The organism is Mycobacterium sp. E2497 (assembly GCF_001668695.1).
GTDB lineage: Bacteria > Actinomycetota > Actinomycetes > Mycobacteriales > Mycobacteriaceae > Mycobacterium.
This window is the reverse complement of sequence record NZ_LZKD01000232.1, coordinates 1-26171: the sequence shown is the minus strand read 5'-3', so window position 1 is coordinate 26171 and position 26171 is coordinate 1. Positions and strand designations below refer to the sequence as shown.

Sequence of the window (26171 nt, the reverse complement as noted above, 5' to 3'; positions counted from 1 at the left end):
GCCCGGCATCGACGCTCACGACCGCAACTCCGCGCCCGACGCCCCCGTCAGTTCCGCGGTGCGTTCGACGATCAGCTGCAGCGGCCGCACGCCGGGGCACGACTCGGACAGCAGGGCGGTGCTGATCTCGCGGCTGGCGTCGGTCCACCGGGCGCCCGCGCGGACCCGGTCGAACAGGCGGGCGTTGTCGATGGCCACCGATGCCGCGGACGCGAGCGCGCGGACGGTGACCTCGTCGGCCTCGCAGAAGCAGCGCCCGAGCCGGTCGTCCGCGGCGGCCACGATGCGGTGCAGTATCGCGTCCAGCTCGAGATCGGCGCCGATCTCGATCGCCACTTGGAGCAGCTGCGCCATCTGCTGGCCTTCGGCGGCCAATTCGTCGAGCTGCTCATCCATCCGGCTCAGAAAGTCGGGCCAGCGGAGCCCAAAAGCCGATCCACACTCGTCTTCGCGCATCTCCCGACTTTCTTCAGACTGGTGCCCGGTGCCAAGCAGTTGAAGGTAGAGCCCGAGTGCGAAATAAATTTGCTGACGAGTAAATTTCCCGTTGGGGTTTTGCCTTAATCTGCTGGTGGATGCCACCGTACCAGCGAGCCGCGGACATCGCGCAAGTGTTGCTACATGTGACGGATAGCCGTAACGGGGATCGCGGCCGCCGCTCAATATGCAGTGTGGACGGCACGGCTCTACGGCGCCGACCGGTTGCCGCGCCCGTCGCAACCCCGACGCGCAGTCGTGAACCCACGGAGGATCAGGCAGCCCGCATTTTCCGAGCGGCCCAAGAACGCCGCCAACTCTAGCGAGGAACCGATATCACATTCGCATGCGCCCGGTGACGCGTCATGCATTCGTACAGACCGCTCAGCTTCTGCGTCAGGCAATGCCCGGATCGGTCCATTCGGGCGGTTACGTGATCAATTAGCTATTGAGAAGCGCGGAATCGTTGCCCCGTCCATCGCGGTTGGACGGGATACCGCTGCCAGCGCTGCATATCAGGCCGATTCGCGTGGTGACGATTCTGTCGTCACCACGGTTGGTCGTGACTTGGCGCGGGCAGCAGTATCCCGCGGAACGTCCCCGGCTTGATCACTGCCATCACCCCATTTTGCTGGTCTTCGCGCGTAGGAAACGATGATCACCACGCATGCGAGCAGCCAAAGGAGCGGCGCTAACCCCGCTGTAGTCAAGACGGTCTGGGCAGTACCGATGATTCCCTTGGCACCAAGTTGCCCGAAGACCGGTATTGGATTCGCCTGGCCGGGCACGGGAACCTGAGCGATGCTGAGCGCCGTCGCGAAAGACACACACATACCGACGCCACGACGGCGGCCGTCGCGGGACGCAAGGCGTTCGAATATCCCGGCACCCGGGGGCCCGGCGGGGTCTCGGACAACCACCGCCGCGATCGGTAGAGCGAATACCAGATAGTAGAAGATGACCAAACCCGGGGAGAGTGCGGCACCCGCCAGCAGCACAATGCCAACCATGACAGGTGGGATGCGCCGCCCGAGAGCCAGCACGGAGACCACGATAAGCGCCAAGACGCCATACCCGATTAGAGATCGTGGACCCGCCAGGAAGCCGTCCGGTATGCCGCCCGATCGGGCGGCTTTCGCCATGTCCGGCACCACCAGGAGCGCTCTGCCGAAGGAGATATTTCGCAAGCCGACAAGCCCTGGAAAATAATGGCTGTAGTACGACATGTTGTGCATCGACTGTGCGATTGTCGCCGGGAAATTACGCGGCCACAGTAGATACGCGACGAGATTGGACACCGCAACGCCAGCGAGCGCCATGCCGCCCAACCGCCATTGTCGAACAGCCAGCAAGGCCACCGCCAGCACGGCGAACTGTGGTTTTATCAGCGAAGCCAAGACCACCATGACCGCGACGAGGGTCCACCGCCGGCGGCACAACGCCACTAAGAAAATCAGTGCGACCGGTACGGCGAACCCCGCCGAGTTGCCGCGATCGATTACCGCCCAGGCTGGGATAGCGGCAGCGCCCAGCGCCACGAAGACAACCACCCGCTCGAGACCATGTGCCCCCCGGGCCGCCCACACCGCGGGAGAAAGGACCGCAATCGTCAGTGCCAGTAGATAACTGACAAGCCCTAGCTGCGGGACCCCTAGCCACTTGGCGGGAAGTCCGAACAATAAATGGGGCACCATTCCGGCCGCCGGGTACGCCGACCCCATCGGCTGGTAATTATTCCACGGGCCTACCAGCGGGGAAGGCGCCCAGGGATTGGACCGCATACCGGCCTGCACGACCCCGGAATAGTCGCTGAAGCAGTGCCGACCGATATTTATGCCACGATCCTGCCAGCAGTCTTGGGGGATCCACAGAAGCGAGGAGAGGACATCAACAGAGAAGCACTGGACGAGGACGTAGCCTGTGACCGCGGCAAGGGCCGTTGCGAGCAGGATCGTGCCGAGCAGGATCGTGCGTTCGGATTGGGATGCGACTTCATGGAATCGCCTCCCGAGCGCAGTCACCGCACCACGTCGCACATCGAGGGATCGATTCATCTGCGTCCGCCTCGATTCTGCGCGAAAGAGTGGGAGCGAAGGCCGGTCGGCAATCGGCAGTCTAGGGCAATCGCACTGAGTTGTTGCCAGATTGGGATTGTTTTGTCGCTCTCGATCTAGCGCGTCGTGTCAGCCCTCGGCCTCAGGCCTCGCGGGGGCAGTCTTCGACGAACGCATAGTTCCCTGTTGGATCACCCTCTTCCAGGGTGGATCCGATGAGATCCTTCTCGCATCCGATCGGCACTTGTAATCTTGTTGGTGTGCTGCATGTTTCGGTCGCGGCGTAGTGGTGTGTGGGCCATGTCAAGGGTGCGAACCTTGACATCTTTCCGCGCATAGGGTGACCTCGAGCCCAAAGCGGCCGATACCGCCAGCCTCACGGAAAGGTGGTGTGATTTCCGCATTGAAGAACCGCATCCGCGACTTGTCGATCCTCGTCAACCTCGTCCTATTGCCTCGACCGCCGTTCGTGATGCGGCGCTACCCCTACCGCGGCAGGCGCCGCATGCTCAAGGCTCTCGGTCCGGAGCTCAGCGGGCCAGTGAACTGGTCGGTCTCCGAGACGCCTGCCGCTGGTGGTGAGTTGGCGTCGATTTTTGCGACTAGCGAGAACATCTTGAAGTGGCGGCATTATCTGCCGATCTACGAGTCGGCGTTGGCTCCATTCAAGTCGCGGCCCATACGGATGATGGAAATCGGCGTTTTTCGCGGTGGCTCATTGCAGCTGTGGCGGCGTTATTTGCATCCAGAGTCGGTGATAGTCGGCGTCGATATAGATCCCGCCGCCCGGCAGTTCGACGATCCTCCACAACGGATCCATGTCCGGATCGGGGGTCAGCAGGACGAATCTTTTCTACGGAGCGTCGTGAGCGAGTTCGGCCCCTTCGACGTGATTCTGGACGACGGCAGCCATATGGCATCGCACATGGTACAGACGTTTCGCCACCTCTTCGCTGATGGACTCGCGTCGGGCGGCATCTACATAGTCGAGGACATCCATGCGAACTATTGGACGGAGTTCCGCGACGACCGGATGTCTTTCGTCGAGTTCACGAAATGGCTCATCGACGCCATGCACGCGCACTACCAGGTGGCGGACGGCTATCTCAACTTCCACGAGGGTGACCCACACCGGTTGACGGAGATCTCGGTACCGCTTGCGACGACGCTCATCGAGAAGGTTGAGTTCTATGACTCCATAGCCCTGATCCATCGTGCGAAGGGGCGCCGCGTGCTGCCAAGTTCCGTTGGTCGGTAGAGGGGTTGGAGCGGCCCCGTTCAACCGGCTCGGCCATCGCCGTGAGTGGCATCGGCAATCGAGCGCCTCCGATCAATCCTGGATCCGCGGCTCACCGCGACAGTGATGAAATCCGTTGCCGCCGTTAATGCTTCGGCGGCACATGCGGTCAAAGTCGCGATGGGCGGCCCAGCCAGATTTCAGATGCGGCTGACCAGTGACGAATGATGTCGCGCCAGCAAGGTAGGCAACACGCCGCCCCAAGCATATCGATGAGCACGAATCGGTGCCGGTTAGCGGTGAGTGAGCTACCATCTGCGCGGGGGAATCTGGCTAACGCGCGTCGCAGCCGAACGGCAAGGAGTGGGCAGCCATGAGACAAGGACGACAGCGATCATCAACATCGAACGATTGCGTGCTGGATGGATGTTTGAAGGTGTGCTCCATAAGCAAGGAACGGCAGATTGCCAAGCAATTCGATCATCTGGCCACTGAGGTGTCATGAAGGCCATCGCGTTCTACTTACCGCAATTTCACCCGATCCCGGAAAACGATCGATGGTGGGGCCGTGGCTTCACCGAATGGGTCAACGTTGCCAAAGCACGTCCCCTTTTTCGTGGCCATCATCAACCGCATATCCCTGCTGATCTGGGTTTCTACGATCTACGTCTGCGCGAGACGCGAATCGCGCAAGCGGAGCTAGCCCGGAAGTACGGCATCGGTGGTTTTTGTTACTACCACTACTGGTTCAACGGCAAACTCTTGCTGGAGAAACCGCTTGACGCCATTCTTACCGACCAGGAGCCGGACTTCCCCTTCTGCATCTGTTGGGCCAACGAGACCTGGAACCGGCGTTGGGACGGCCGTGAAGAGGAAATACTCATCAAGTCGGATCATGACACTTATGATCCGGAGGCGCACTTCGAATATCTCGGCAAGGCCTTCTTCGATCCACGCTATATACGGATTGATGACAAGCCAATTTTCCTCATCTATCGCATCGACCAATTCCCCGATATTCGGTCGACTATCGCCAGATGGCGCGCCAAAGCCGAATCGATGGGCCTACCGGGCATCTATCTCTGCGCCGTTCGTAGTTATATGCACAGCATGGGTGATGCGGAGACGATAGCCCAAGGTTTCGACGCCATCGTCGGATTCGAGCCACATTTCAGATCGCTGCAGCCGCAGCTTGTTGCCTCGTCGCGGCGCTATTTGGTTCCTCGCCTGCTAAACCGTCTGCGGGGAAAGGAATTCGTCGTCTACGATTACGCGGCAATGGTCAGCGCCGCCATGGCTCGGCCACAGATCGAAAGGTGTTTCCCGTGCGTTACCCCGAGTTGGGATAATTCTGCGCGGTCCGGCAGAGTAATCATTCAGAATGATGACGCCGACTTGTTCGAAGCATGGATGCGCGATGCGGCGAACCGAGTGGCTTCTTATCCTGAGGATGAGCAACTCGTTTTCATCAATGCCTGGAATGAGTGGGCCGAAGGCTGTCATCTCGAGCCGGACCTCCGCAACGGATATCGCTTTCTGGAGGCGGTGCGGAAAGTGTTTGGGGGTGCAGCGGCGGTATCCAGCACCGGGCAGGATTAAGCGGGAAGTGCCCGACGTGGGTAATCGGCCACGCCTGGATCCGTGGCGATTTGGCGGGGTTACATCGTGGTGCAGCCAACTCACAGCAACCAATTGCCTGGCACCGGACAAAGTTGCGGTCGGATTCGCGTTAGGCGAAACGCGTCGCGCGGGCGAAGCTTTCGAGGAGATCGGCCGCGCGGCGAGTGCTTTCCGCGGGTTTGCTCATCCGAGTGGCAATCTCGCGGGCCCGAGTGAGGTATTTCGGGGCGAGGACCTGACGCAGGTCGGCAATCAGCGATTCGAGAGTGGTGGTCGAAAAGCGCCGGGCGGTACCGACTTTGAGCTTATCGAGCTGGGCTCCCCAGATCGCCTGGTCGGGCCACGTCCAAAGGATCAGCGTGGGGACTCCGGCACGGAGGCTCGCGGCTGTAGTGCCCGACCCGCCGTGGTGAACTATTGCTCGGCACGCGGGAAACGTCGCCGCGTAGTTGGCCGCGCCTACCAGCATGACGTGGTCGTCGACACGGGGCACATCGCCAACGTCAGTCCCGCCGGCGCAAATCAAGGCCCGCTCTCCCAACTGCGAGCAGGCTTCGCTAATCATTTCGACTGTGTCGGCCGGAGATTCGACGGGTGTACTGCCGAGGCTGAAGCAAATCGGCGGTGTTCCCGCGGCTATCCAGGACGTCACCTCGTCGTCGGCATCGGTTGTCAGTTCCATAGCCACCGCGCCGACAAAGGGGCGTTGGCCACCCCATTTTGCCCATTCGGTTGCCAGCCCTGGGAAGCAAAACTCGTCGTATGCCTGGATTTCCAACGAGCCACGTTTCGCTATCCGTCGCTGCGTAGGGGTTCTTGCCCGCGGTAGGCCGAGCTCACGGCGCTGTGTGTCCTCGACCTTCTTCAAAACTTGCCAGTAAAGCAGCCACTCGTTCATCGTCATGGCCTGGCGGAGCAACGGCGGCGGCAGGATTGAAGGAAGCTGGCTGTTTGCCCGTATCGGATAGTGATGCAACGTAGCCAATGGAATGTCGTGATACTCGGCGACGTTGGCTGCGACCTCCTCGTAGGTGAGGCCGGTGAACAGCAGGTCGGCACCGTCCGAGAGCGGCATCAGTGTCGCGCTGATCTGTCTCCAACATTGGGTGTGGAGCTCCCGCGCTTCTCGCTTTAACCTGATCTGATCCCGTATCTTCCAGAAGTTCCGCAGCGAATCCGTTCCGTTCTGAAATTTGCGTTGTGCCTCAACGAACGACTGTAGATCCGGTCCGAAAGCGACGACCGCGATGCCGGCCGACTCGACAAAGCCGACCAAATCAGGAGCGACGGCCATGTGAACGCCGTGTCCTCTGTGCAAGAGCTCACGGCCGATAGCCGCGCTGGGCTCGACATCGCCCCGGCTGCCGTAGCATGCCAGCACAAATTTCATGAAGGGTATGGCCTTTCGTTTGTTCTGCCCGACGATGTCCGGGGAGTTCCGTCATTATCGCCCGGGTCAGCTGGTCATGGTGGCGTTCGCCCACTGATTCGTGCGTTTTGGCCGTTGGGCTGGGTCGAACAGTAGGCCCGATTGTGCAAGGTTCCAGCTCTGAGGGTGGAATTCTCTCTGTTTCAGAGGCCTTTTGGGCGACAGGGTTCTGTCACATGTACCCAACGCGATTGGATGTGCTCGATGACGAAAAGTCAGTCGTTTGGCCAACGTCGGCCCGCCCCCGACACCTATCATTGGCTCACGGGGTACGCCGCGCACGTTGCGTGGCAGGGATTGGTACGGCCACCATAGGATGCCGAACACATGGTGACGAGCATGGACCGACGGAGGCGGGAGCCCAGTGAAGCGAGCGCTCATAACCGGGATCACCGGACAGGACGGCTCGTATCTTGCCGAACTGCTGCTGGGCAAAGGATACGAGGTCCACGGGCTCATTCGTCGAGCTTCGACGTTCAATACGTCTCGGATCGATCACCTCTACGTCGATCCGCACGAAGCGGGTGCGAGATTGTTCTTGCACTACGGCGATCTCACCGACGGCACCCGTTTGGTGACCCTGCTTAGCTCAATCGACCCCGACGAGGTCTATAACCTTGCGGCGCAGTCGCATGTGCGTGTCAGCTTCGACGAACCGGTGCACACCGGCGACACCACAGGTATGGGATCGATTCGGCTGGTAGAAGCGGTTCGGCTTTCCAGAGTCGACTGCCGTTTTTATCAGGCGTCTTCGTCGGAGATGTTTGGCGCTTCGCCGCCGCCGCAGAGCGAGCAGACGCCGTTCTATCCGCGCTCACCCTATGGCGCGGCGAAGGTCTACGCGTACTGGGTGACGCGCAATTACCGGGAGGCGTACGGTTTGTACGCAGTGAACGGCATCTTGTTCAATCATGAATCGCCACGGCGCGGTGAGACGTTCGTGACGCGGAAGATCACTCGAGCCGCCGCACGCATTAAGGCCGGCCTCCAGTCGGAGGTCTACATGGGCAACCTCGATGCTGTCCGCGACTGGGGGTACGCACCCGAATATGTGGAAGGGATGTGGCGGATGCTGCAGGCTCCTGAGCCTGAGGATTTCGTCTTGGCGACTGGTCGCGGTTACACGGTGCGTGAGTTCGCCCAAGCCGCATTCGACCACGTCGGGCTCGATTGGCAAAAGCATGTGAAGTTTGACGAGCGCTACTTGCGACCCACTGAAGTGGATTCTCTGGTCGGCGATGCGACCAAGGCTGCGCAATCACTGGGATGGAAGGCGTCTGTACACACCGGCGAACTGGCCCGGATCATGGTGGACGCTGACATCGCTGCTTTGGAGAGCGAAGGCAAGCCGTGGATTGATCAGCCAACCCTCCCCGGTTGGAGTTGACCTGGACGGATGGGCATCTCGATCGGCGTTCTGGACCGCGCATCGCCGGTGTATATCGCCGGGCACCGAGGGCTGGTTGGGTCTGCTCTGTTACGCAGATTCCAGGCCGAGGGGTTCACCAATCTTCTAGTACGCTCGCACAGCGAACTGGACCTCACTGATCGGGCCGCCACGATTGGCTTCGTTTCCGAAGCAAGGCCTCAAGTCATCATCGACGCGGCAGCTCGGGTCGGCGGGATCATGGCAAACGACACCTATCCGGTTGACTTTCTGTCGCAAAACCTTCAAATTCAAGTCAACCTGCTAGATGCCGCTGTGTTGGCGCGAGTGCCGCGGCTGCTCTTTCTTGGATCTTCCTGCATTTACCCGAAACACGCTCCGCAGCCGATCAGCGAGAGTGCGCTGCTCACGGGCCCTCTGGAGCCAACGAACGACGCGTACGCAATCGCAAAAATTGCGGGAATACTTCACGTTCAGGCGGTCAGACGCCAATATGGCCTGGCCTGGATCTCTGCGATGCCGACCAATCTGTACGGGCCCGGTGACAACTTTTCCCCAGAAACGTCACATCTGCTGCCGGCGCTCATCCGAAGGTATGCGGAGGCTAGAGCTTGCGGCGCGGCGACGGTAACCAATTGGGGCACCGGAACTCCGAGGCGCGAGCTTCTGCACGTCGATGACCTTGCGAGCGCGTGTCTTTACCTTTTGGAAAACTACGACGGCCCAAGCCACGTTAACGTGGGGACCGGCATCGACCACACCATCAGTGAGATTGCCGATATGGTCGCCGGAGCCGTGGGCTTTACCGGCGAAACCCGTTGGGATGCAACCAAACCGGACGGAACGCCACGCAAACTGTTGGATGTTTCGGTGTTACGGGAAGCGGGATGGGCGCCCAGAATTCACCTGCAGGCCGGGATCGAGGCAACGGTAGCTTGGTATCGCGCGAACGCTCGCGCGACGAGGGAGTGAATGAGCATTGAGCCTTGTAGCTTAGGTGATCTGGTTGGTTCGGCAGGCGCGAAGGCGTCGGCGTCAAACTGGGGGAGGGGACGTTCACTGAGAGTCCAGTACGCTGGGGATTGCAGCAACCAAGGGGCTGCGCGGCAGGATCCCGTCAACCTCCTTGGGCAAGTCGTTGGGCGACGATTGACGCCGGCCAGCACTCGGTGTTCCGACTCTGCGAGTCTGACGGTTACTCCGAATTTTGAACTGTCAGAGTTCCCGCGAACCATTGGGCTCACGTATTCACGTGTTAGTGTGGCGTAATGGATTTGTTTCGCCGTGCCCGGTTGATCGCGCGTGGTGCTACCCTTCAGCTAGCGCGTTACTATTCTGACCGCGAGTGGAAACGCCATTTTGTAAGCCAACTTGAATCGCGCCAGGTGGATGCTGTTTTCGATATTGGTGCTAATTCTGGGCAATACGCCGCTGGACTCCGGAAATCGGGATTCAAAGGCCGTATCATTTCGTTCGAGCCGCTCTCGGAGCCATTTTCCCGCCTGGAAAAGAATACTTTGAAAGACCCACTTTGGGACTGTCAGCGGTGTGCCATAGGCGATATCGATGGGAGTATCTCGATAAATATTGCGGGCAACGATGGCGAGAGCAGCTCTGTATTGCCGATGTTGAAAAGCCATCAGGACGCCTATCCACCGGCTAATTATGTTGGAACCGAGGATGTGCCGATAAAACGGCTCGATACCGTGGCATCGCAGATCTTGATGCCGACTGACACTATTTTTCTCAAGATTGATGTCCAAGGATTTGAAAAGCATGTTCTCGCCGGCGGGACCTCGACCGTCAACGACCGTTGCGTTGGCATGCAACTCGAACTATCGTTTCTTCCCTTGTATGAAGGTGGCATGCTCATTCCGGAAGCATTAGATCTCATTTATTCCTTAGGCTTCAAGTTGACAGGCTTGTTGCCCTGCTTCATTGATCCACGCAACGGTGAGATGTTGCAGGCAGACGGTATCTTCTTTCGCAAGAACGATTGATTTCAAATGTGCACTGACCCTCCGCCGGACCACATGCAAAACGCAGCGCCCGAGGTCTGGCCAGAGCGCTCAAGTCGGGACCTGAGAGTAGGGCACTGATGGCGCCATTGTTTTCGGTCATCATCCCGACTTTCAACGTGGCGACGACCTTGCATGCCTGCCTTGACACCATCGTCCGACAAACTTGTACCGATTTCGAGGTGGTCCTCATCGACGGCGCCTCGACGGACCAAACCCTCGGCATAGCGAGCGGCTTCGCCTCAAAGCTCGGTAGGCGCCTCGTGATTCGTAGTGATCCGGATCAGGGGCCTTACGACGCCATGAACCGCGGTGTGGCTCTTGCTACGGGAGAATGGCTACTCTTTCTCGGCGCGGACGACACCCTTTACGAGACAGACACTCTGGCTCGTGTAGCCACTTTCATTCGCGAGCATGAACCTAGTGACCTGGTGTATGGCGATGTGGTCATGCGCTCAACGGGAACCCGCCACGCCGGCGCTTTCGACCTTGATCGTCTGCTTTTTGAGACGAATATGTGCCATCAGTCGATCTTCTACGGCCGCAAGCTTTTTGCAGGTATTGGCCCCTACAATCTGCGCTATCGGGTATGGGCAGACTGGGATTTCAATATCCGGTGCTTCTCCAACCCGGCGCTGGTAGCCCGCTACATGGATATCGTTGTAGCCCGATACAACGACGTCACAGGAATCAGCAGCACCGTCGACAAGGAGTTCAGAAAGCGGCTCCCGGTGTTTTTTTGGGCATCGGCCATGGAGGTGTTTGCGCGGACGTTTGCACTCTTAAAGCGAAAGGAAGTCCGCGGACCCGCGTTTCGTCAGTGGGTGGCAAGGGTTAAGCGGTCTGCTTGAACCGAGACCAAAGATGCTCAGGCGCAAGACTCAGCGGCGCGCCGATAGCCCCGCATGGCGATGGGAGTGAAGATCGCGAGCAGCCCGACCGTCCATAGCAGAGTCATCACCAGAGGCCAAACGAGCGAGCCGCCATGGGCGAGTGCCCACATCGCCTCGATGGGCGGCGACATCGGTTGCACTCTGACGAATGGTTGAAGCCAGACGGGAAAGAGCCTGATCGGGGTGGTGCCCGGGTTGAGAAACGCGAGCGAGACTGTCACCCCGACTAGCCAAACCATGACAGTACGCCCGTTGATGCGGATGGCCAGTGCCATCACCAAAGCCGTGTACCCGGCCACCGCGATCGATGGGATCAGGACATACGGCAGAGCGCTGAGCCAGCCGTGTGTAAAGCGTAGCCCCAATGCAACTCCGAGGATGGTGACCAGGACTGTCCCAAAGAGCGAGCGCACGGCGTCGGCGATTATCCGCCCGCCAAGTGCGCTCGTGTGATGGGTCGGCAGCACCCACATCTTGCTGAGCAAGCCCGAGTCGCGCTCCAACGAGATACTGACTGCGCCACCTAGAGCGCCGAACACGGCGGACAAAACTGCGCACAATGGGGCCAAGCCATAGACGCCGTCGACGCCAGTGACCTTACGGACCTGCTCACCCAGCACAATCTCGTAGATCAGCATGAGGCTGACGGGGAAAAGCAACGACCCGATCAACACCCCGCGGTCACGCCGCCATCGCGTCAGTAGCCGACCGGCGTGTACCCAGCTCTGCGTCAGTAGAGAACCGTGAAGCTCCGGCTGCAGCACCATTACGCTCGCCTCTGCATCCGCAACGTGATGGCGCCGAAGACCAGCACCATGCCAACACACCAGGCCAGGGCGGCGGCCAAGTTGGCAACCGCCACGTGCCCAGAGGCTAGGCCACGAAGTGTCTCAGTGATCTGTGATCCCGGTTGGTTGCGCACGTACGGACGCAACCAACCGGGAAAGGTTTTCTCGGGGGCGATTCCGGTGGAAAGCATGAACAACATCAACTGGGGGACAAACAATATGTGGCTGACACCTTCCAAGCTGCTACCGCCCGACCCCAGTGCATCGGCGCCCAGCGCCACGGCGAGGCACAGCAGCAACGCGAGTAGCGCAAAGGCCACCGCGTAGCCCACGCCGCCGACTATCCGGAACCCGATCGCATAGCTGGCGGCCATCGCCACCAAAATCGCAAGCGCTGCCCGCATCAAGGTCGCGACCATCCGAGCGGTCACGGGGACTGCCGCGGCGATCGGCAGCGTTCCGAACCGTTCGCCCAGCCCATGCAGATGATCACGTGCTGCCCGATCACCAGTGAACATCGCGACAAAGATCACGGATTGAACGACCACCGCAGGCACCAGGTACTGCGCATAACTCACGCGGTCTGTCTCAACGAGCCCATGCAGCGCCACGGCGAAACCTGCCAGATATCCGACGGGCGACAGCATCTCGTAGATCATCCCGCCGTCGCGGACCGCGGACTTAAGCGAACGTTCGGTGAGGGCGGCGAGGGCGCTCATGACCGCGTGACAGTCCGCTCGGTGAGGTGCATGAACGCCTCGTCGAGCGAGGGTTTGCGTAACGAGATGTCGGCGAATTCGATGCCGATCGCGTCGATCCGACGAAACACCTCACCCAACGTGGCCAGCCCGTCGGGGGCGAACACCGACACAGAGTTCGTGTCGGTGTCGATGTCGGTGCCGTCAAGCCCGGCCAACGCTGCGGCGACTCGAGGAAGGTCGGCCGGATTGGCCGGGGTCACTTGGCAGTAATTCGCACCCACCCTGCGCTTCAGCTCGTCGGCGGTGCCGCTGGCAATCACCTGCCCGTGGTCGACGACGACGATGGAGTCGCTCAGCACGTCAGCTTCTTCCAGATACTGTGTCGTCAGCAGTACGGTGATGCCCTGCTGGGCCAACGAGGTCACCAAGGCCCAGACATCTCGGCGGCTACGGGGATCCAGCCCAATGGTGGGCTCGTCGAGGAAAAGCACTTTTGGCAGGACGACCAGGGCGCTGGCGAGGTCAACGCGCCGTCGCATGCCTCCGGAATAGGTGGATATCCGCCGGTCGGCGGCCCCGCTGAGGTCGAACTGTTCAATCAGTTCGTCGGCGCGAGCCTTCGCCTGACCTCGACGTAGCCCCCGGAGCCTGCCGTACAACACCAGGTTCTCCCGGCCTGTGAGCAGGGGGTCTACCGCGGTGAACTGTCCGGTCATCCCGATGCTGGCGCGGACCTGCGCAGCCTGATGGATGATGTCGTAGCCGGCGACGAGTGCACGACCGGAACTGGGCCGGATCAGCGTGGACAAAATGTTTATCGTCGTCGTCTTACCGGCGCCGTTGTGGCCCAGGAGGCCGCACACCGTCCCAGCCGGAACGGAGAAGCTCACGCCGCAGAGCGCAGGGGTGCTTCGGCCGAATGTCTTTGTGAGGCCTTCAACCTCGATCGCCAGTGGTCTCACAGTAGTGAGTATTTCATGGTGGGCGTTTGCAGTTGGCCGTGTTGGAGCATCACCGGAATCAAGGGGTTGCTGCTGTTCTCTGCGGTGGCGACCGGCCATCTAGACGGATGGCCTCGGGATCTCCGTAGTGGGCGTATCGTCCGCGAACTCTCGGTGTAGAACCAGGGACCGCACCAACGGACGCGGGCCCTCCGGTCGAAGCATTTGGCTCGCGGGCCGCGGACGAACGATTTGTGGCCACCAGAACCATCGTCCGAGCAGCGCGGCGATGGTCGGCGTCATGAAGGAGCGCACGATCAAGGTGTCGAACAACAGGCCTAAACCGATCGTTGTTCCGACCTGACCAATGATCCGCAAGTCGCTGGCCACCATCGAGGCCATCGTGAATGCGAAGACCAGGCCCGCGTTGGTCACGACCTTGCCGGTACCGCCCATCGCGCGAATGATGCCGGTGTTGATACCGCCCGCTATTTCCTCTCGCATCCGGGATACCAGCAGCAGGTTGTAGTCGGATCCCACCGCCAACAGGACGATCACGGACATCGGCAGCACCATCCAGTACAAGTTGATGCCCATGATGTATTGCCAGATCAGTACCGACAGCCCGAACGACGAGCCGAGTGAAAGCGCCACCGTGCCGACAATGACCATTGAGGCTACGAAACCTCGAGTGATGATCAGCATGATGATGAATATGAGGCAGAGCGCACCGACTCCCGCGATAAACAGATCGTAGGTGGATCCGTCCCGGAAGTCCTTGAACGTCGACGCGGTGCCGGCGATATAGATCTTGGACGGCTCCAGTGGCGTCGTCTTGAGTGCCTCTTCGGCCGCCGTCCTGATCTTATCGATGCGCGCGAGCCCTTCAGGTGAGGCCGGATCGCCCTTGTGGGAGATGATGAATCGGGCCGCTTTCCCGTCGGGGGACAAGAATTGGCTCATCGCACGCTTGAAGTCTTCGTTCTGGAAGATGTCGGGCGGCAGATAAAAAGAATCGTCGTCCTTGGCGGCGTCGAAGGTCGCCCCCATGGCGGTGGCGTTCTCTTTCTGGTTGTCCATCTGGCCAAGCGTTCCGTTCATGGTGCTGTAGCTGGTCAGCAGCATGTTCCGAACATCCTCGGCGATTGCGATCGACGGCGGGAAAATCTCAAGCAGCTGGGGCAACAGCGCGTCCATCTTGTCTAGATCGACGATGAGTTCATCGAGCTTATCGGTCAGTGCATCGATCCCGTCGAATTCCTCAAATATATTCCTAAGTGCCCAGCATATGGGGATGTCATAGCAGTGTCTTTCCCAATAGAAATAACTACGGAGCGGTCTGAAGAAATCTTCAAAGTCGGAAAAATGGTTTCTGAGTTCCGCCACAACGTCGCGTATTGCTTTAGTTTTACCGATTGAGTCGTGCGTGATAGCGGTTATCTGCTTCTGTAATGCATACATGCGCTTCATCGTAGCGATTTGATAGCTCAAAATGTCTGCTTGCTTGAGCATGTCCTGTGTGCGGTCTCGCATGTACTTCTGATCTTGCTGCATGACCGCGTATTGCATTTGCAATAGAAAAGGTATTGACGTGTGCTGGATCGGCGTACCCTCGGGCCGGGTAATGCCCTGCACCCGAGAGATGCCGTAAACTTTGAATATCGCTTTGGCCAGTCTGTGCAAGACCAGGAAATCCGCAGGATTACGCATATCGTGATCCGATTCGATCATCACGATTTCGGGCATCATTCGCGCTTGAGAGAAATGGCGATCGGCGGCCGCGTACCCGACGTTGGCCGGAATGTCATTGGGCATGTAGAACCGGTTGTTGTAGCTCGTCTGGTAGCCGGGCAGTGTTACTAGACCGACCACGGCGACCGCTATGGTCGCAGCGAGGATGGGCACGGGCCAGCGGACAATCGCCGTGCCGATCCGGCGCCAGCGTCCGAAGGCGAGAACCCGCTTGGGGTCGAACAGCCCGAACCCGCTCCCGAGGGTGAGAACGGCAGGAACCAACGTAAGCGCGATCACAACGGCCACTAGCATGCCCACGGCGCAGGGCGCGCCCATGGTCTGGAAGATGGGCATCCGGGTGAAGCCCAGGCACAACATTGCGCCGGCGATCGTCAAACCGGAACCCAAGACGACGGGAGCGACGCCGCGGTAGGTGGTGTAGAAGGCCCTTTCCCGGTCCTCGCCGGCCTGACGCGCCTCCTGATACCGGCCGAAGAAGAAGATCGCGTAGTCGGTTCCGGCCGCCATGGCGAGCGCCACCAGCAAGTTCACGGCAAACGTGGAGAGCGCGACGAGGCTATGGTCGCCGAGGAACGCGACGATTCCCCTGGCGGCAAGAACCTCGATCCCGACGGTGACCAACAACAGAATTACGGTGAGGATCGACCGGTAGACGAACAGCAGCACCACGAAAATGATCAGCGCGCCCACCGCGGTCATCTTCAGAATGGACCTGTCACCAGCCTGCTGCATATCCGACAACAGGGCCGATGGACCGGTGACGTAGACCTTGAGTCCCGGGGGCGGCGTGCTACGCGCGATGATGCCGCGGACGGCGGCAATGGAGTCCTGCCCCAGCGTTGTGCCTTGGTTGCCTGCGAGATTTATCTGCACATAGACGGCCTTGCCGTCGTCGCTTTGCGCACCCGCAGCCGTGAGTCGATCTCCCCACAGATCCTGCACGTGCTCCACATGCTTCGGGTCGGCCTTTAGTGCACGAATTAACTGGTCATAGTACGTATGAGCGTCGTCCCCGAGGCGCTGCTGCCCCTCCAGCACGATCATCGCAATACTGTCCGAATCGGACTCTTTGAAATCCTTGCCCATGCGCTGCATGGCTTGGACCGCCGGTGCGTCCGGAGGAGCCAATGGCACGGAATGTTCGCGTCCGACCGTCTCCAGCCAGGGAACGCAGAAGGTCACGACCAGCGTCAGCGCTATCCACGCCAGCACGATGGGCACCGAAAGCCGGCGGATGCTCCGGGCGACGAAAGGGGGTCGGGCGTGTTCGGTGGTCATGTGGCCCTCAACCGATGCGCGTCGACCGCGCCGTCCACTGCGGCGCAGCGGCGAGTGCCGTCCCTATTGTCATCTGTCACGATGTTCCCCACGGTCGCGGTCCCTGTGCTGAAAGTGGAAGTCCGCCAGTTACAACGGCTGTTTGAGCAACAACGAGCGCACCAACGGCCGGGGTCCCAATGGCCGGAGCATCGAGCTGGCGGGCCGCTGACGCACGCGTTGCGGCCACCAGAACCAGCGTCCCAGCAAAGCGGCGACGGACGGCGTCATGAATGCGCGCACGACCAGGGTGTCGAACAGCAGGCCCAACCCGATCGTCGTGCCCGTCTGGGCGACGCTGCGCAGGTCACTGACTCCCATCGAAGCCATGGTGAAAGCGAACACCAGGCCCGCATTGGTGACGACCTTGCCGGTACCGGCCATCGCCCGGATGATGCCGGTGTTGATACCGGCGGCCAATTCCTCTTTCATCCGCGAGACCAGCAGCAGGTTGTAGTCCGATCCCACCGCTAGGAGGACGATGACCGACGTCGACAGCACCGTCCAGTGCAATTGCAGGCCGAGGAGATACTGCCAGACGAGGACGGACAACCCATAGGACGCGCCCATTGACAACAGCACTGTACCGACGATCACCAGCGCGGCAATGAAACTTCGCGTCATGATCAGCATGATGATGAAGATCAGGCAGATGGCGGCGACCCCCGCGATCAAGAGATCCCATTTGGAGCCATCCACGATGTCTTTGGTGATGGCCGCGGTGCCGGTGAGGTAGACCTTCGCATCCTCCAACGGAGTGCCCTTGAGCGCCTCCTCGGCGGCCGTCTTGATGGGTTCAACGCGGGAAAGGCCTTCGGGCGTGGCCGGATCGCCCTTTTGCGAAATCAGCATGCGGACATCTTTTCCGTCCGGCGACATAAAGATTTTCTCGACCCGTTTGAAGGCCTCCGAGTCGTTGATGATTCCCGGTGGCAGGTAGAAGGAATCTTCGTTCCTAGACGCGTCGAATGCCTGGCCCATCGCGGCCGAATTATTGCCCTGCGATTCCATCTGGCCCATGACACCGGCCATGGTGCTGTGCATCGTCAGCATCATGGTCCGCATACTCTGCATGCTCTCGATCATGGGCGGGAGCAGGATAACCATTTGCGGCAGCAGCACGTCGAGTTGGTCTAGGTCCGCCACCAGTTCGCGGAGCTTATCGGTGATCTCGTCGACGCCGTCGAGGGCATCGAATATGGATCGCAACGAAAAACAGATGGGGATGTCGTAGCAGTGCCGTTCCCAGTAAAAGTAACTGCGAACCGGCCTGAAGAAATCCTCGAAATCGGAAATCTTGCCGCGCAGTTCTTCCGTGATCGCCTGCATCTCATGCGTTTTGCCCACCATGTGGTGGGTTGTCGCGACGAGCTCTTTCATCAGACCGTACATGTGCTGCATGATCTGGATCATCTTCGCCAGCTCTTCGGCCTGCTTGAGCATGTCGTCCATGCGGTCCTTCTGGAACGCCATGTTCACTTGCTGACTCGCCTGGGACATGCTCACGATCCAGGGGATCGTGGTGTGCTCGAGCGGGATGCCCTCGGGCCGGGTCACGGACTGCACGGTGGAAACACCCGGAACCGCGAGTACGCCCTTGGCGACCTTATTCAAGACGATCATGTCGGCCGGATTGCGCAGATCATGATCGCTCTCGAGGAGGAGAATTTCGGGCATCATGGTTCGCGATTGGGGGAAATGTCGCTGCGCGGCAGCGTTTCCCACACTCGCAGGAATGTCATCGGGAATGAATTTCTGGTCGTCGTAGCTGGGGTTGTAATTCGGCAGGGTTATCAGGCCGATGAGCGCGACCGCCAAGGTGGTTACGAGAATGGGTGCGGGCCACCGTACGATCGCCGTGCCAATCCGCCGCCAGCGATGGGTCGTAATTACCCGTTTAGGGTCGAAGATGCCAAAACGGCCGGCAACGACAAGGAGCGCCGGAGCGAGCGTGAGGGCAACGAGAACCGCGACGGTGATGCCGATGGCGCAAGGGATTCCCAGTGGCTGGAAATAGGGCAACCGGGTGAAGTTGAGGCAGAAAACCGCGCCGGCGATCGTCAAACCGGAAGCCAACACGACCTTGGCCACACTGCCGAACGTGGTATAGAAGGCCGTTTCCCGGTCCTCGCCGGCCTGACGCGCCTCCTGATATCGCCCGACGAAGAATATCCCGTAGTCGGTTCCCGTCGCGATGACCGCGGCGACCAAGAGGTTGACGGCGAACGTTGTGAGGCCCAATAGCTGGAGATGACCGAGGAAAGCGACTATTCCACGTGACACCTGCAATTGGAGCCCGACCATCAGCAGCAACAGAATTACTGTCAGGATCGACCGGTAGACGAGGAGCAGGGTAATGAAGATCACCGCCATGCTCGTGACGGTTACCAGCATCACGGTCTTTTGGCCCGCGATGTTCATATCCGCAACTGTTGGCGCGGGGCCGGTTACGTAGGCCTTCAAGCCATTCGGCGTGGGTGTCCGCGCAACTATTTGTCGAATTGCCGCTACCGATTCATCGCCCGCGGCCCCACCCTGGGTGCCGGCGAGTTGGACCTGCACATATACGGCCTTCGAGTCGGAACTCTCCGCGGCTTTCGACGTGACCGGATCGCCCCAGAAGTCCTGGACGTTCTGCACGTGCTTATCGGCCCGCAACTCACGAATCAATTGGTTGTAGTACTTGTGGGCGTCGTCGCCGAGGGGTTGCTGACTCTCCAAGACGATCATCGCCAAAGCGCCGGAATTGGTTTCCTTGAAGTCTTGGCCTAGGTGCGCCATCGCCTTGAACGACGGTGCTGCAACGGGACTCAGCGGGACCGCATTCTCCGCCTCGACCTGCTCCAATGGGGGGACGCCGATCGCCACGATGACGGCGATCCCCAACCACCCCAAGATGATCGGTATCGAAAGCGCATGGATCATCCGCGCTATGAACGGCCTTGACTGGCGGCCATTTTCCATATCCACGTCGTCGCTGTGCACGTCGCTCATGTGGCCGTCAGCATGCAGTAGGTGAACGCGTTCAATTCGTGCGAAACCCTCTCGGCTTTGACAACGCCGTCAACCACGATCCGGCAGCCGAGCATATCGCTATTGCCTTGTGCCACAACGTTTCCCAAGATTGACGGCAGCGTCGTCGAAATATCGAATGACCACGGCACGGACTGTCCGTTGACATGCACCGGGTTGCCGTCAACGTCGAAGTAGCTGATGTCGGCAGTCGTTCCCGGCGGACCGAAGATCTCGTACCTGATGTGCTTGGGGTTGAACGGCTTGGTGTCCTTGATCCGGGTGTCGGCATACGACTCGCGCTTCTCGGAGCCGAAGATGCCGTGCAGTCGTGCAACGGTCATTCCTCCGGCAACGACCACGGCCACGATGAGCAACGGGATCCAGAGCCGCTTCAGCGCGGCAAGGACTCCCGCTCCGCGGGGATGCGTTTGTTGCCGCCCAATTGGCCGCTGAGGGCCCGTCAGAGATTGGCGACGACCAATGCCCAGGAAGCCACGTCGGCGACCCGTCGGCTGGCCACCGTTGCGGTCTTCCATCGCGTTATCGGGCCGGGCCCGCACGTCGGGTTCGGTCACCGCACCCCCTTCTGCCCAATTTCACGTCTCTTGTTATTCCGCCGGCCCTAACAAGCTGTTACATGCTGGAAGCGATACGCCAGGTGAGGGCACTCCGAATGCGGTGTACGTCGCAGACTAGTCGTGCTTCGGCACCTCATACGAGCCCCGCCCCCGGGGAGCGCGACCGAGTCTTCATGAGTAAACCACGCCAATCGTCTCCGTATCAGCCCTTCGGCAGCGAGATACGGGATCGTAATGCATACCGCATGCGTAACGGCACTTTTTCGATCTTTCCGGCCGGATGATTCACCCGGTTGTCACCGAGCACTCCATACGGTCCGGAACGGCACCCGCCCACCCACGGTGCGTCCGGCGACCGAAGCTCGCTGAGTGATCAGCAGCCCTAGTCAGCTAACGACGATCGCCGCCCGGAGTCAATGGGTCCGCGGGCCACGTTCGCGTGGCGAACGGACGCGCGCGCTGACGCCACGCCGCACCCGTTTCCGCGATGTTCTCGCCGCCGCCGCCGGTTCGCCTCGTGGTGATTTTCGCGGTTGCTCCAGGGCCGGTATCCTGGCCGGTGACAACCACCCAAAATTGCATCGTCCTTGAAGGTCGACCACGCCCAATCGCCAACCGCACCGGTGGGCCTTTGTTGCAGGTCACAGCTGCCAACGGCGGCAGCTGCGCAGCCCACCAGCCCAATTCTTAAGCTGTGTTAAGAGCCTGACAGGTCACACCGGGAACTTTGTCCAAATCACGGCGGCACGCTGGTGCCTCCAGTAGGGTTTGGACCGTTCCACTCATGTCAACTAGGCATCCTGGAGAACCGTGAGCATCAATCCGTTCGACGACGACAACGGCAGCTTTTTCGTCTTGGTGAACGACGAGGAGCAGCACAGCCTGTGGCCGGCCTTCGCTGATGTTCCAGCCGGCTGGCGAGTGGTGTACGGGGAGACGGATCGCGCTGCGTGCTTGGAGTACATCGAACAGAACTGGCCCGACATCCGGCCAAAGAGTCTGCGCGACAAGCTCGCATCGGGTCGGGGTTTTGAGCAGTAACGAGTCGGGGTATGGGGCGGATGGAGCTTTGGGGGAGTCGATGGGAGATGGTGATCGCGCACTTCCGCTGACGCGCGGGCAGCTTGACATCTGGCTCTCGCAGGAAACGGGCTACGTCGGTACGGAGTGGCAGCTCGGGCTGCTGATAAAGATCGAGGGTTCGCTCGATCGCGATGCCCTCCAGCGCGCGCTCACGCAGACCGTCGCCGAGGCCGAGGCCGGCCGGGTGTCGTTCTTCGAGGTCGACGGCCATGTCGTGCAGAAGCCGATCGACTACCCGAACGTCGACCTCACTTTCCACGACCTGACTTCGTTGCCGGATCCCGTGCAGGAAGCCCGCGCCATAGCGTCGTCGATCCAGCGCACGCCGATGGCATTGAACGGTCAGCTGTTCCAATTCGTGTTGTTCCAGACACAGGCTGACGAGTTTTATTTGTTCGGTTGCTGCCACCACATCGCAATCGACGGATTGGGAATGGCGCTGGTATGCCGTCGGGTCGCAACAATTTATTCGGCCATGGTCGCCGGAAAGCCCATTCCTGACGCCTACTTCGGCTCGGCCCAGGATTTGGTGGACCTGGAGTCGGAGTACGAAGCGTCCTCCGACTATCAGGAGGACAAGGAGTACTGGAGCCATAACCTGCCGCCGGAGACCTCGTGGGTCGACCGGCCCACGGACGCCCCGAGCGGCCGGGACCACTATTCGCCGTCCGCCTCCGTGCAGTTGGACCCGTCCGTGACCACCCGGATCAAGGAGCTGTCCAAGAAGCTGGGCATCCGCCGGTTCTCCGTCACCACCGCGGCCTGCGCGCTGCTGGTGCGGGCGTGGTCGGGGAGCGGTTCGCAGGTGGCGCTGGACTTCCCGGTGAGCCGGCGGGTTCGCCCGGAGTCGAAAACCCTTCCCGGGATGTTCGCCGGGGTGGTGCCGCTGGTGCTGGACACCCCACCCACGGGCACGGTCGCCGACTTCTGCAAACACGTCGACATTCGAATCCGAGAGCTGCTGCACCACCAGCGGTTCCCCGTGCACACCCTCGAGAGCGACGGCCTCCGGCAGGCGGCGAGCCGGGTCGGCATCAACTTCCTCCCGATGCGGCTCACCCTCGACCTCGCCGGATCACCGGCGACCGCCACCTACACCAACCACGGCCCGGTGGGGCACTTCAGCCTGTTCTTCCTCGGTTCCGGCGATCAGATGTTCCTGAGCACCGCGGGACCGGGCCAACCGTTCGCCGACTTCGGTGTCGCCGACCTGGCGGCCCGGATGCAGCAGGTACTGGAGGAGATGACCGCCGACCCGGAGCGGTGGCTGTCCTCGATCGACCTGTTGGCAGCCGACGAACCGGCCAAGCTCGACGAGTGGAGCAATCGGGCGGCGCTGACCGCACCGGTACCCGCCCCGGTGTCCATCCCGGTCGCGTTCGCCGAACACGTGCAGCGGACGCCCGACGCCCCGGCCGTGACCTGCTCGGCCAAGTCGTTGACGTTCGCCGAACTCGACGAGGCCTCCAACCGGCTGGCGCACCTGCTGGCCGGCCACGGGGTGGGCCCGGGCGGCTGCGTCGCGGTGATGTTCCCCCGGTGCACCGACGCGATCGTGGCGATGCTCGCGGTGCTCAAGACCGGCGCGGCCTACGTGCCGATCGACCCCGCGCACTCCGCCGCGCGCATGGAGTTCGTGCTCTCCGACGCCGCGCCGAGCGCGGTCATCACCACCGCCGACCTGCGCCCGCGGCTGGACGGCCACGACGTGTTGGTCGTCGACGTCCACGACCCGGCGGTCGAGGCCCAGCCCACCACGCCGCTCCCGGCACCGGCCCCGCAGAACATCGCCTACATCATCTACACCTCCGGAACCACCGGAACCCCCAAAGGCGTTGCGATTCCTCATCTCAACGTCACCTGGCTGATCGAGTCGCTCGACGCCGGCCTGCCCAAGGGGCAGGTGTGGACGCAATGCCACTCGTCGGCCTTCGACTTCTCGGTCTGGGAGATCTTCGGCGCCCTGCTGCGCGGCCGGCGGCTGCTGGTGGTGCCCGAGTCGGTGGCGAGCTCCCCGGAAGAGCTGCACGACCTGCTGGTCGCCGAGCAGGTCAGCGTGCTCACCCAGACCCCGTCGTCGGTCGCGATGCTGCCGGCGGAGGGCCTGGAGTCCACCGCGTTGGTGGTGGCCGGCGAAGCCTGCCCGACGGACGTCGTGGACCGGTGGGCGGCGCCCGGGCGGGTGATGCTCGACGCCTACGGCCCCACCGAGACCACGGTGTGCGCGTCGATCAGCAAGCCGCTGACCCCCGGGTCGGCCGTGGTGCCGATCGGTTCGCCGATCGCCGGGGCGGCGATGTTCGTCCTCGACAAGTGGTTGCAGCCGGTGCCGGCCGGCGTGGTCGGCGAGCTGTACCTGGCCGGCCGCGGCGTCGGCATCGGCTACGTCCGCCGCGCGGGCCTGACGGCCTCCCGGTTCGTCGCCAACCCGTTCGGGGGTCCCGGCGCGCGCATGTACCGCACCGGCGACCTGGTCTGCTGGGGCGAAGACGGGCAGCTGCAATACTTCGGCCGCTCCGACGAGCAGGTCAAGATCCGCGGCTACCGCATCGAGCTCGGCGAAATCCAATCGGTGCTCAAGGGCCTCGACGGGGTGGACCAGGCCGCGGTGATCGCCCGCGAGGACCGGCCCGGCGACAAGCGCCTGGTCGGCTACATCACCGGCACGGCCGATCCGGCCGCGATCCGCGCCGCGCTGGCCGACCGCCTGCCGCCGTACATGGTGCCGGCCGCGGTGGTGGTGCTGGAGGCCCTGCCGCTGACCGGCAACGGCAAGCTCGACAAGCGCGCCCTGCCCGCCCCCGAATACGCCGTCGCCGAATACCGCGCCCCGGAGGATCCGGTCGAGGAGATCCTCGCCGACATCTACGCACAGGTGCTCGGCCTGGAGCGGGTCGGGGTGGACGCCTCGTTCTTCGACCTCGGCGGCGACAGCATTCTGTCCATGCAGGTGGTGGCCCGAGCGCGCGCGGCCGGGATCCTGTTCCGGCCCCGCGACGTGTTCGTCGAGCAGTCGGTGTCCCGCCTGGCCCGGGTGGCCGAGGTGGCGGTCGACGGCGCGGGCGGCGCGGCCGACGACGGCGTCGGGCCGGTGGTGGCCACCCCGATCATGCGGTGGCTGCACGGCATCGAGGGCCCCATCGAGCAGTTCAACCAGACCATGGTGGTGCAGGCCCCGGCCGGGGCGACCGAGGCCGACGTGGTGGCGGTGCTGCAGGCGCTGCTGGATCGCCATGCCGCGCTGCGGCTGCGCGCCGACGACGACGGCGCGGGCGGCTGGTCGCTGCAGGTGCCCGAGGTCGGCGCGGTGGACGCGCGCGGCTGCGTGCACGCCGTCGAGACGCTGTCCGACGAATCGTTGGCGGAGGCGCGGTCGCGGTTGAACCCGGCCGCCGGCGTGATGGTCAGCGCGGCCTGGGCGGAGTCCACCGGTCAGCTGGCGCTGATCATCCACCACCTGGCCGTCGACGGGGTGTCGTGGCGAATCCTGGTGGAAGACTTCAACATTGCCTGGGCCCAGCATCACAACGGGCAGCCCATCTCCCTGCTGGCGCCCGGGACGTCGTTCGCCCGCTGGTCGTCGCTGCTCGCCGAGCACGCCCAGCGGGCCGACGTGGTGGCGAGGGCGGACGAGTGGCGGCAGGTGGCGGCCACCCCGGCCGCGCTGCCGGCGGTGCAACCCGACGCCGACACCTATGTCACCGCGGGTCAGCTGTCGGTATCGCTGGACGTCGAGACGACCCGGTTGCTGCTCGGTGAGGTGCCCGCAGCGTTCCACGCCGGCGTGGGCGACATCTTGCTGATCGCCTTCGGGCTGGCGTTCGCCGAATTCCTGGGCACCGGCGCGGCGCCGATCGGCATCGACGTGGAGGGCCACGGCCGCCAGGAAGAGCTGTTCCCGCGGGTCGACCTGTCGCGCACCGTGGGCTGGTTCACCACCAAATATCCGGTGGCGTTGAAGGGCGGCCGGCTGAACTGGTCGCAGGTGGCGGCCGGCGAGGCCGCGCTGGGCCCGGTGATCAAGGCCGCCAAGGAACAGCTGCGGGCCCTGCCCGACGGCCTGACCTACGGGCTGCTGCGCTACCTCAACGCCGATGTCGACCTCGACGGGCCCGACCCGGTCATCGGGTTCAACTACCTCGGGCGGCTCGGCGCGGGCGCCGACCTCTCCGACGAGCTGTGGCGGGTCAGCCACGACAGCCTGGCGGTCGCGGCCGTGGCCACCGCGGTGCCGATGCCGCTGGCGCACACGGTCGAGCTCAACGCCGGCACCATGGACACCGACGCCGGACCGCACCTGCAGGCCAACTGGACGTGGGCACCGTCGGCGCTGGACGAGGAGCGCGTCAGCCGATTGAGCCGGTTGTGGTTCGAGGCGCTGGCCGGGATCTGCGCGCACGTCCGGGCCGGCGGCGGCGGGTTGACCCCGTCGGACATCGCGCCCGCCCACCTCACCCAACAACAACTCGACGCCCTCTGCCGCCAGGGTGGCGTCGCCGACGTGCTGCCGCTGACCCCGGTGCAGCAGGGACTGCTGTTCCACACCGCGTTCGGACAGGTCACCGATGACCTGTACGCGGTTCAGCTGGGCATCACCGTCAGCGGCGCCCTCGACGCGGCGCGGCTGCGCGAGGCCGTCCACACCGCCGTCAAGCGCCACCCCAACCTGGTCGCCCGGTTCACCGAGGACTTCGGCGAGCCGGTGCAGGTCATCCCGGCCGATCCGCAGATGGCGTGGCGGTACGTCGAGCTGGACGCCGGCAACGTCGACGACCAGGTCGAGCGGTTGTGCGCGGACGAACGCGCCGCGGTGTGCGACCTGGCCGACCAGCCCACGTTCCGGGGCTTGCTGATCCGCACGGCGCCCGACCGGCACCG

Annotated in this window: 17 protein-coding genes; 8 read left to right on the top strand and 9 right to left on the bottom strand. The window is 62.2% G+C overall.

The genetic code is table 11. From position 1 onward, the window contains the following. Positions 1-15: 15 nt before the first annotated feature. Both A5713_RS21730 and A5713_RS21725 read right to left on the bottom strand, forming a co-directional pair. On the bottom strand, positions 16-396 hold the full coding sequence (locus tag A5713_RS21730) for a hypothetical protein (RefSeq protein WP_068098328.1): 381 nt from the start codon (positions 394-396) through the stop codon (positions 16-18). Between the two features lie 596 nt (positions 397-992). Continuing rightward, positions 993-2531 (bottom strand): hypothetical protein, encoded by a 1539-nt coding sequence (locus A5713_RS21725; protein WP_156751977.1) that lies wholly within the window; start codon positions 2529-2531, stop codon positions 993-995. 391 nt (positions 2532-2922) lie between these two features. Between A5713_RS21725 and A5713_RS21720 the strand changes: the two genes are divergently transcribed. Both A5713_RS21720 and A5713_RS21715 read left to right on the top strand, forming a co-directional pair. Further along, positions 2923-3789, top strand: a complete 867-nt coding sequence (locus tag A5713_RS21720) for a class I SAM-dependent methyltransferase (protein ID WP_231980583.1) — start codon at positions 2923-2925, stop codon at positions 3787-3789. Between the two features lie 480 nt (positions 3790-4269). After that, entirely contained in the window at positions 4270-5367 is a 1098-nt protein-coding gene (locus A5713_RS21715; protein ID WP_068098326.1) for a glycoside hydrolase family 99-like domain-containing protein, read from the top strand. Between the two features lie 130 nt (positions 5368-5497). Here the strand turns inward: A5713_RS21715 and A5713_RS21710 are convergent, their stop codons facing one another. Further along, complete coding sequence (locus A5713_RS21710; RefSeq protein WP_068098325.1) at positions 5498-6778, bottom strand: glycosyltransferase; 1281 nt, start codon at positions 6776-6778, stop codon at positions 5498-5500. 403 nt (positions 6779-7181) lie between these two features. Between A5713_RS21710 and gmd the strand changes: the two genes are divergently transcribed. From gmd to A5713_RS21690, 4 genes are all read left to right on the top strand, one after another. Beyond that, positions 7182-8204 (top strand): GDP-mannose 4,6-dehydratase, encoded by a 1023-nt coding sequence (gene gmd, locus A5713_RS21705; protein ID WP_068098324.1) that lies wholly within the window; start codon positions 7182-7184, stop codon positions 8202-8204. A 9-nt stretch (positions 8205-8213) separates the two neighbouring features. Next, positions 8214-9176, top strand: coding sequence for a GDP-L-fucose synthase (locus A5713_RS21700; protein ID WP_068098323.1), 963 nt, complete (start codon positions 8214-8216; stop codon positions 9174-9176). Between the two features lie 296 nt (positions 9177-9472). Continuing rightward, the gene (locus tag A5713_RS21695; RefSeq protein ID WP_068098322.1) at positions 9473-10204 is read left to right on the top strand and encodes an FkbM family methyltransferase; all 732 of its coding nucleotides are present in this window, start codon (positions 9473-9475) and stop codon (positions 10202-10204) included. A 98-nt stretch (positions 10205-10302) separates the two neighbouring features. After that, positions 10303-11073 carry a glycosyltransferase family 2 protein gene (locus tag A5713_RS21690; protein WP_068098321.1) on the top strand — a complete coding sequence of 257 codons (771 nt, stop codon included), beginning with the start codon at positions 10303-10305 and terminating at the stop codon, positions 11071-11073. Positions 11074-11090: 17 nt separating this feature from the next. On the opposite strand, the gene A5713_RS21685 is transcribed toward A5713_RS21690, so the two are convergent. From A5713_RS21685 to A5713_RS21660, 6 genes are all read right to left on the bottom strand, one after another. Further along, a complete protein-coding gene (locus tag A5713_RS21685; RefSeq protein ID WP_082973087.1) occupies positions 11091-11882 on the bottom strand; it encodes an ABC transporter permease in 792 nt (263 codons plus the stop codon). Next, positions 11882-12622: an ABC transporter permease gene (locus A5713_RS21680; RefSeq protein ID WP_068098320.1), complete on the bottom strand. Its 741-nt coding sequence runs from the start codon at positions 12620-12622 to the stop codon at positions 11882-11884. Before A5713_RS21680 ends, A5713_RS21685 begins: the two co-directional genes overlap by 1 nt. Then, positions 12619-13566, bottom strand: a complete 948-nt coding sequence (locus tag A5713_RS21675) for an ATP-binding cassette domain-containing protein (protein ID WP_156751980.1) — start codon at positions 13564-13566, stop codon at positions 12619-12621. Before A5713_RS21675 ends, A5713_RS21680 begins: the two co-directional genes overlap by 4 nt. A 99-nt stretch (positions 13567-13665) precedes the next feature. Then, positions 13666-16578: an RND family transporter gene (locus A5713_RS21670; RefSeq protein ID WP_068098319.1), complete on the bottom strand. Its 2913-nt coding sequence runs from the start codon at positions 16576-16578 to the stop codon at positions 13666-13668. Positions 16579-16707: 129 nt separating this feature from the next. Then, the gene (locus A5713_RS21665; protein WP_082973085.1) at positions 16708-19611 is read right to left on the bottom strand and encodes an RND family transporter; all 2904 of its coding nucleotides are present in this window, start codon (positions 19609-19611) and stop codon (positions 16708-16710) included. Continuing rightward, the gene (locus A5713_RS21660) at positions 19608-20027 is read right to left on the bottom strand and encodes an MmpS family protein (RefSeq protein ID WP_068098341.1); all 420 of its coding nucleotides are present in this window, start codon (positions 20025-20027) and stop codon (positions 19608-19610) included. Before A5713_RS21660 ends, A5713_RS21665 begins: the two co-directional genes overlap by 4 nt. A 993-nt stretch (positions 20028-21020) precedes the next feature. On the opposite strand from A5713_RS21660, the gene A5713_RS21655 reads away from it, so the two are divergent. Beyond that, positions 21021-21251: an MbtH family protein gene (locus A5713_RS21655; protein ID WP_067919218.1), complete on the top strand. Its 231-nt coding sequence runs from the start codon at positions 21021-21023 to the stop codon at positions 21249-21251. A 40-nt stretch (positions 21252-21291) separates the two neighbouring features. Then, positions 21292-26171: non-ribosomal peptide synthetase (locus A5713_RS21650; RefSeq protein WP_156751975.1), on the top strand; the 4880-nt coding region annotated here is incomplete at its 3' end.

Excerpts from the sequence above, each read along its gene's own strand:
- A5713_RS21710 (WP_068098325.1), bottom strand. The coding sequence starts at position 6,778 with ATGAAATTTGTGCTGGCATGCTACGGCAGCCGGGGCGATGTCGAGCCC.
- A5713_RS21665 (WP_082973085.1), bottom strand. The coding sequence starts at position 19,611 with ATGAGCGACGTGCACAGCGACGACGTGGATATGGAAAATGGCCGCCAG.
- A5713_RS21725 (WP_156751977.1), bottom strand. The coding sequence starts at position 2,531 with ATGAATCGATCCCTCGATGTGCGACGTGGTGCGGTGACTGCGCTCGGG.
- A5713_RS21730 (WP_068098328.1), bottom strand. The coding sequence starts at position 396 with ATGGATGAGCAGCTCGACGAATTGGCCGCCGAAGGCCAGCAGATGGCG.
- A5713_RS21685 (WP_082973087.1), bottom strand. The coding sequence starts at position 11,882 with ATGGTGCTGCAGCCGGAGCTTCACGGTTCTCTACTGACGCAGAGCTGG.
- A5713_RS21680 (WP_068098320.1), bottom strand. The coding sequence starts at position 12,622 with ATGAGCGCCCTCGCCGCCCTCACCGAACGTTCGCTTAAGTCCGCGGTC.
- A5713_RS21670 (WP_068098319.1), bottom strand. The coding sequence starts at position 16,578 with ATGACCACCGAACACGCCCGACCCCCTTTCGTCGCCCGGAGCATCCGC.
- A5713_RS21690 (WP_068098321.1), top strand. The coding sequence starts at position 10,303 with ATGGCGCCATTGTTTTCGGTCATCATCCCGACTTTCAACGTGGCGACG.
- A5713_RS21700 (WP_068098323.1), top strand. The coding sequence starts at position 8,214 with ATGGGCATCTCGATCGGCGTTCTGGACCGCGCATCGCCGGTGTATATC.
- A5713_RS21695 (WP_068098322.1), top strand. The coding sequence starts at position 9,473 with ATGGATTTGTTTCGCCGTGCCCGGTTGATCGCGCGTGGTGCTACCCTT.
- A5713_RS21715 (WP_068098326.1), top strand. The coding sequence starts at position 4,270 with ATGAAGGCCATCGCGTTCTACTTACCGCAATTTCACCCGATCCCGGAA.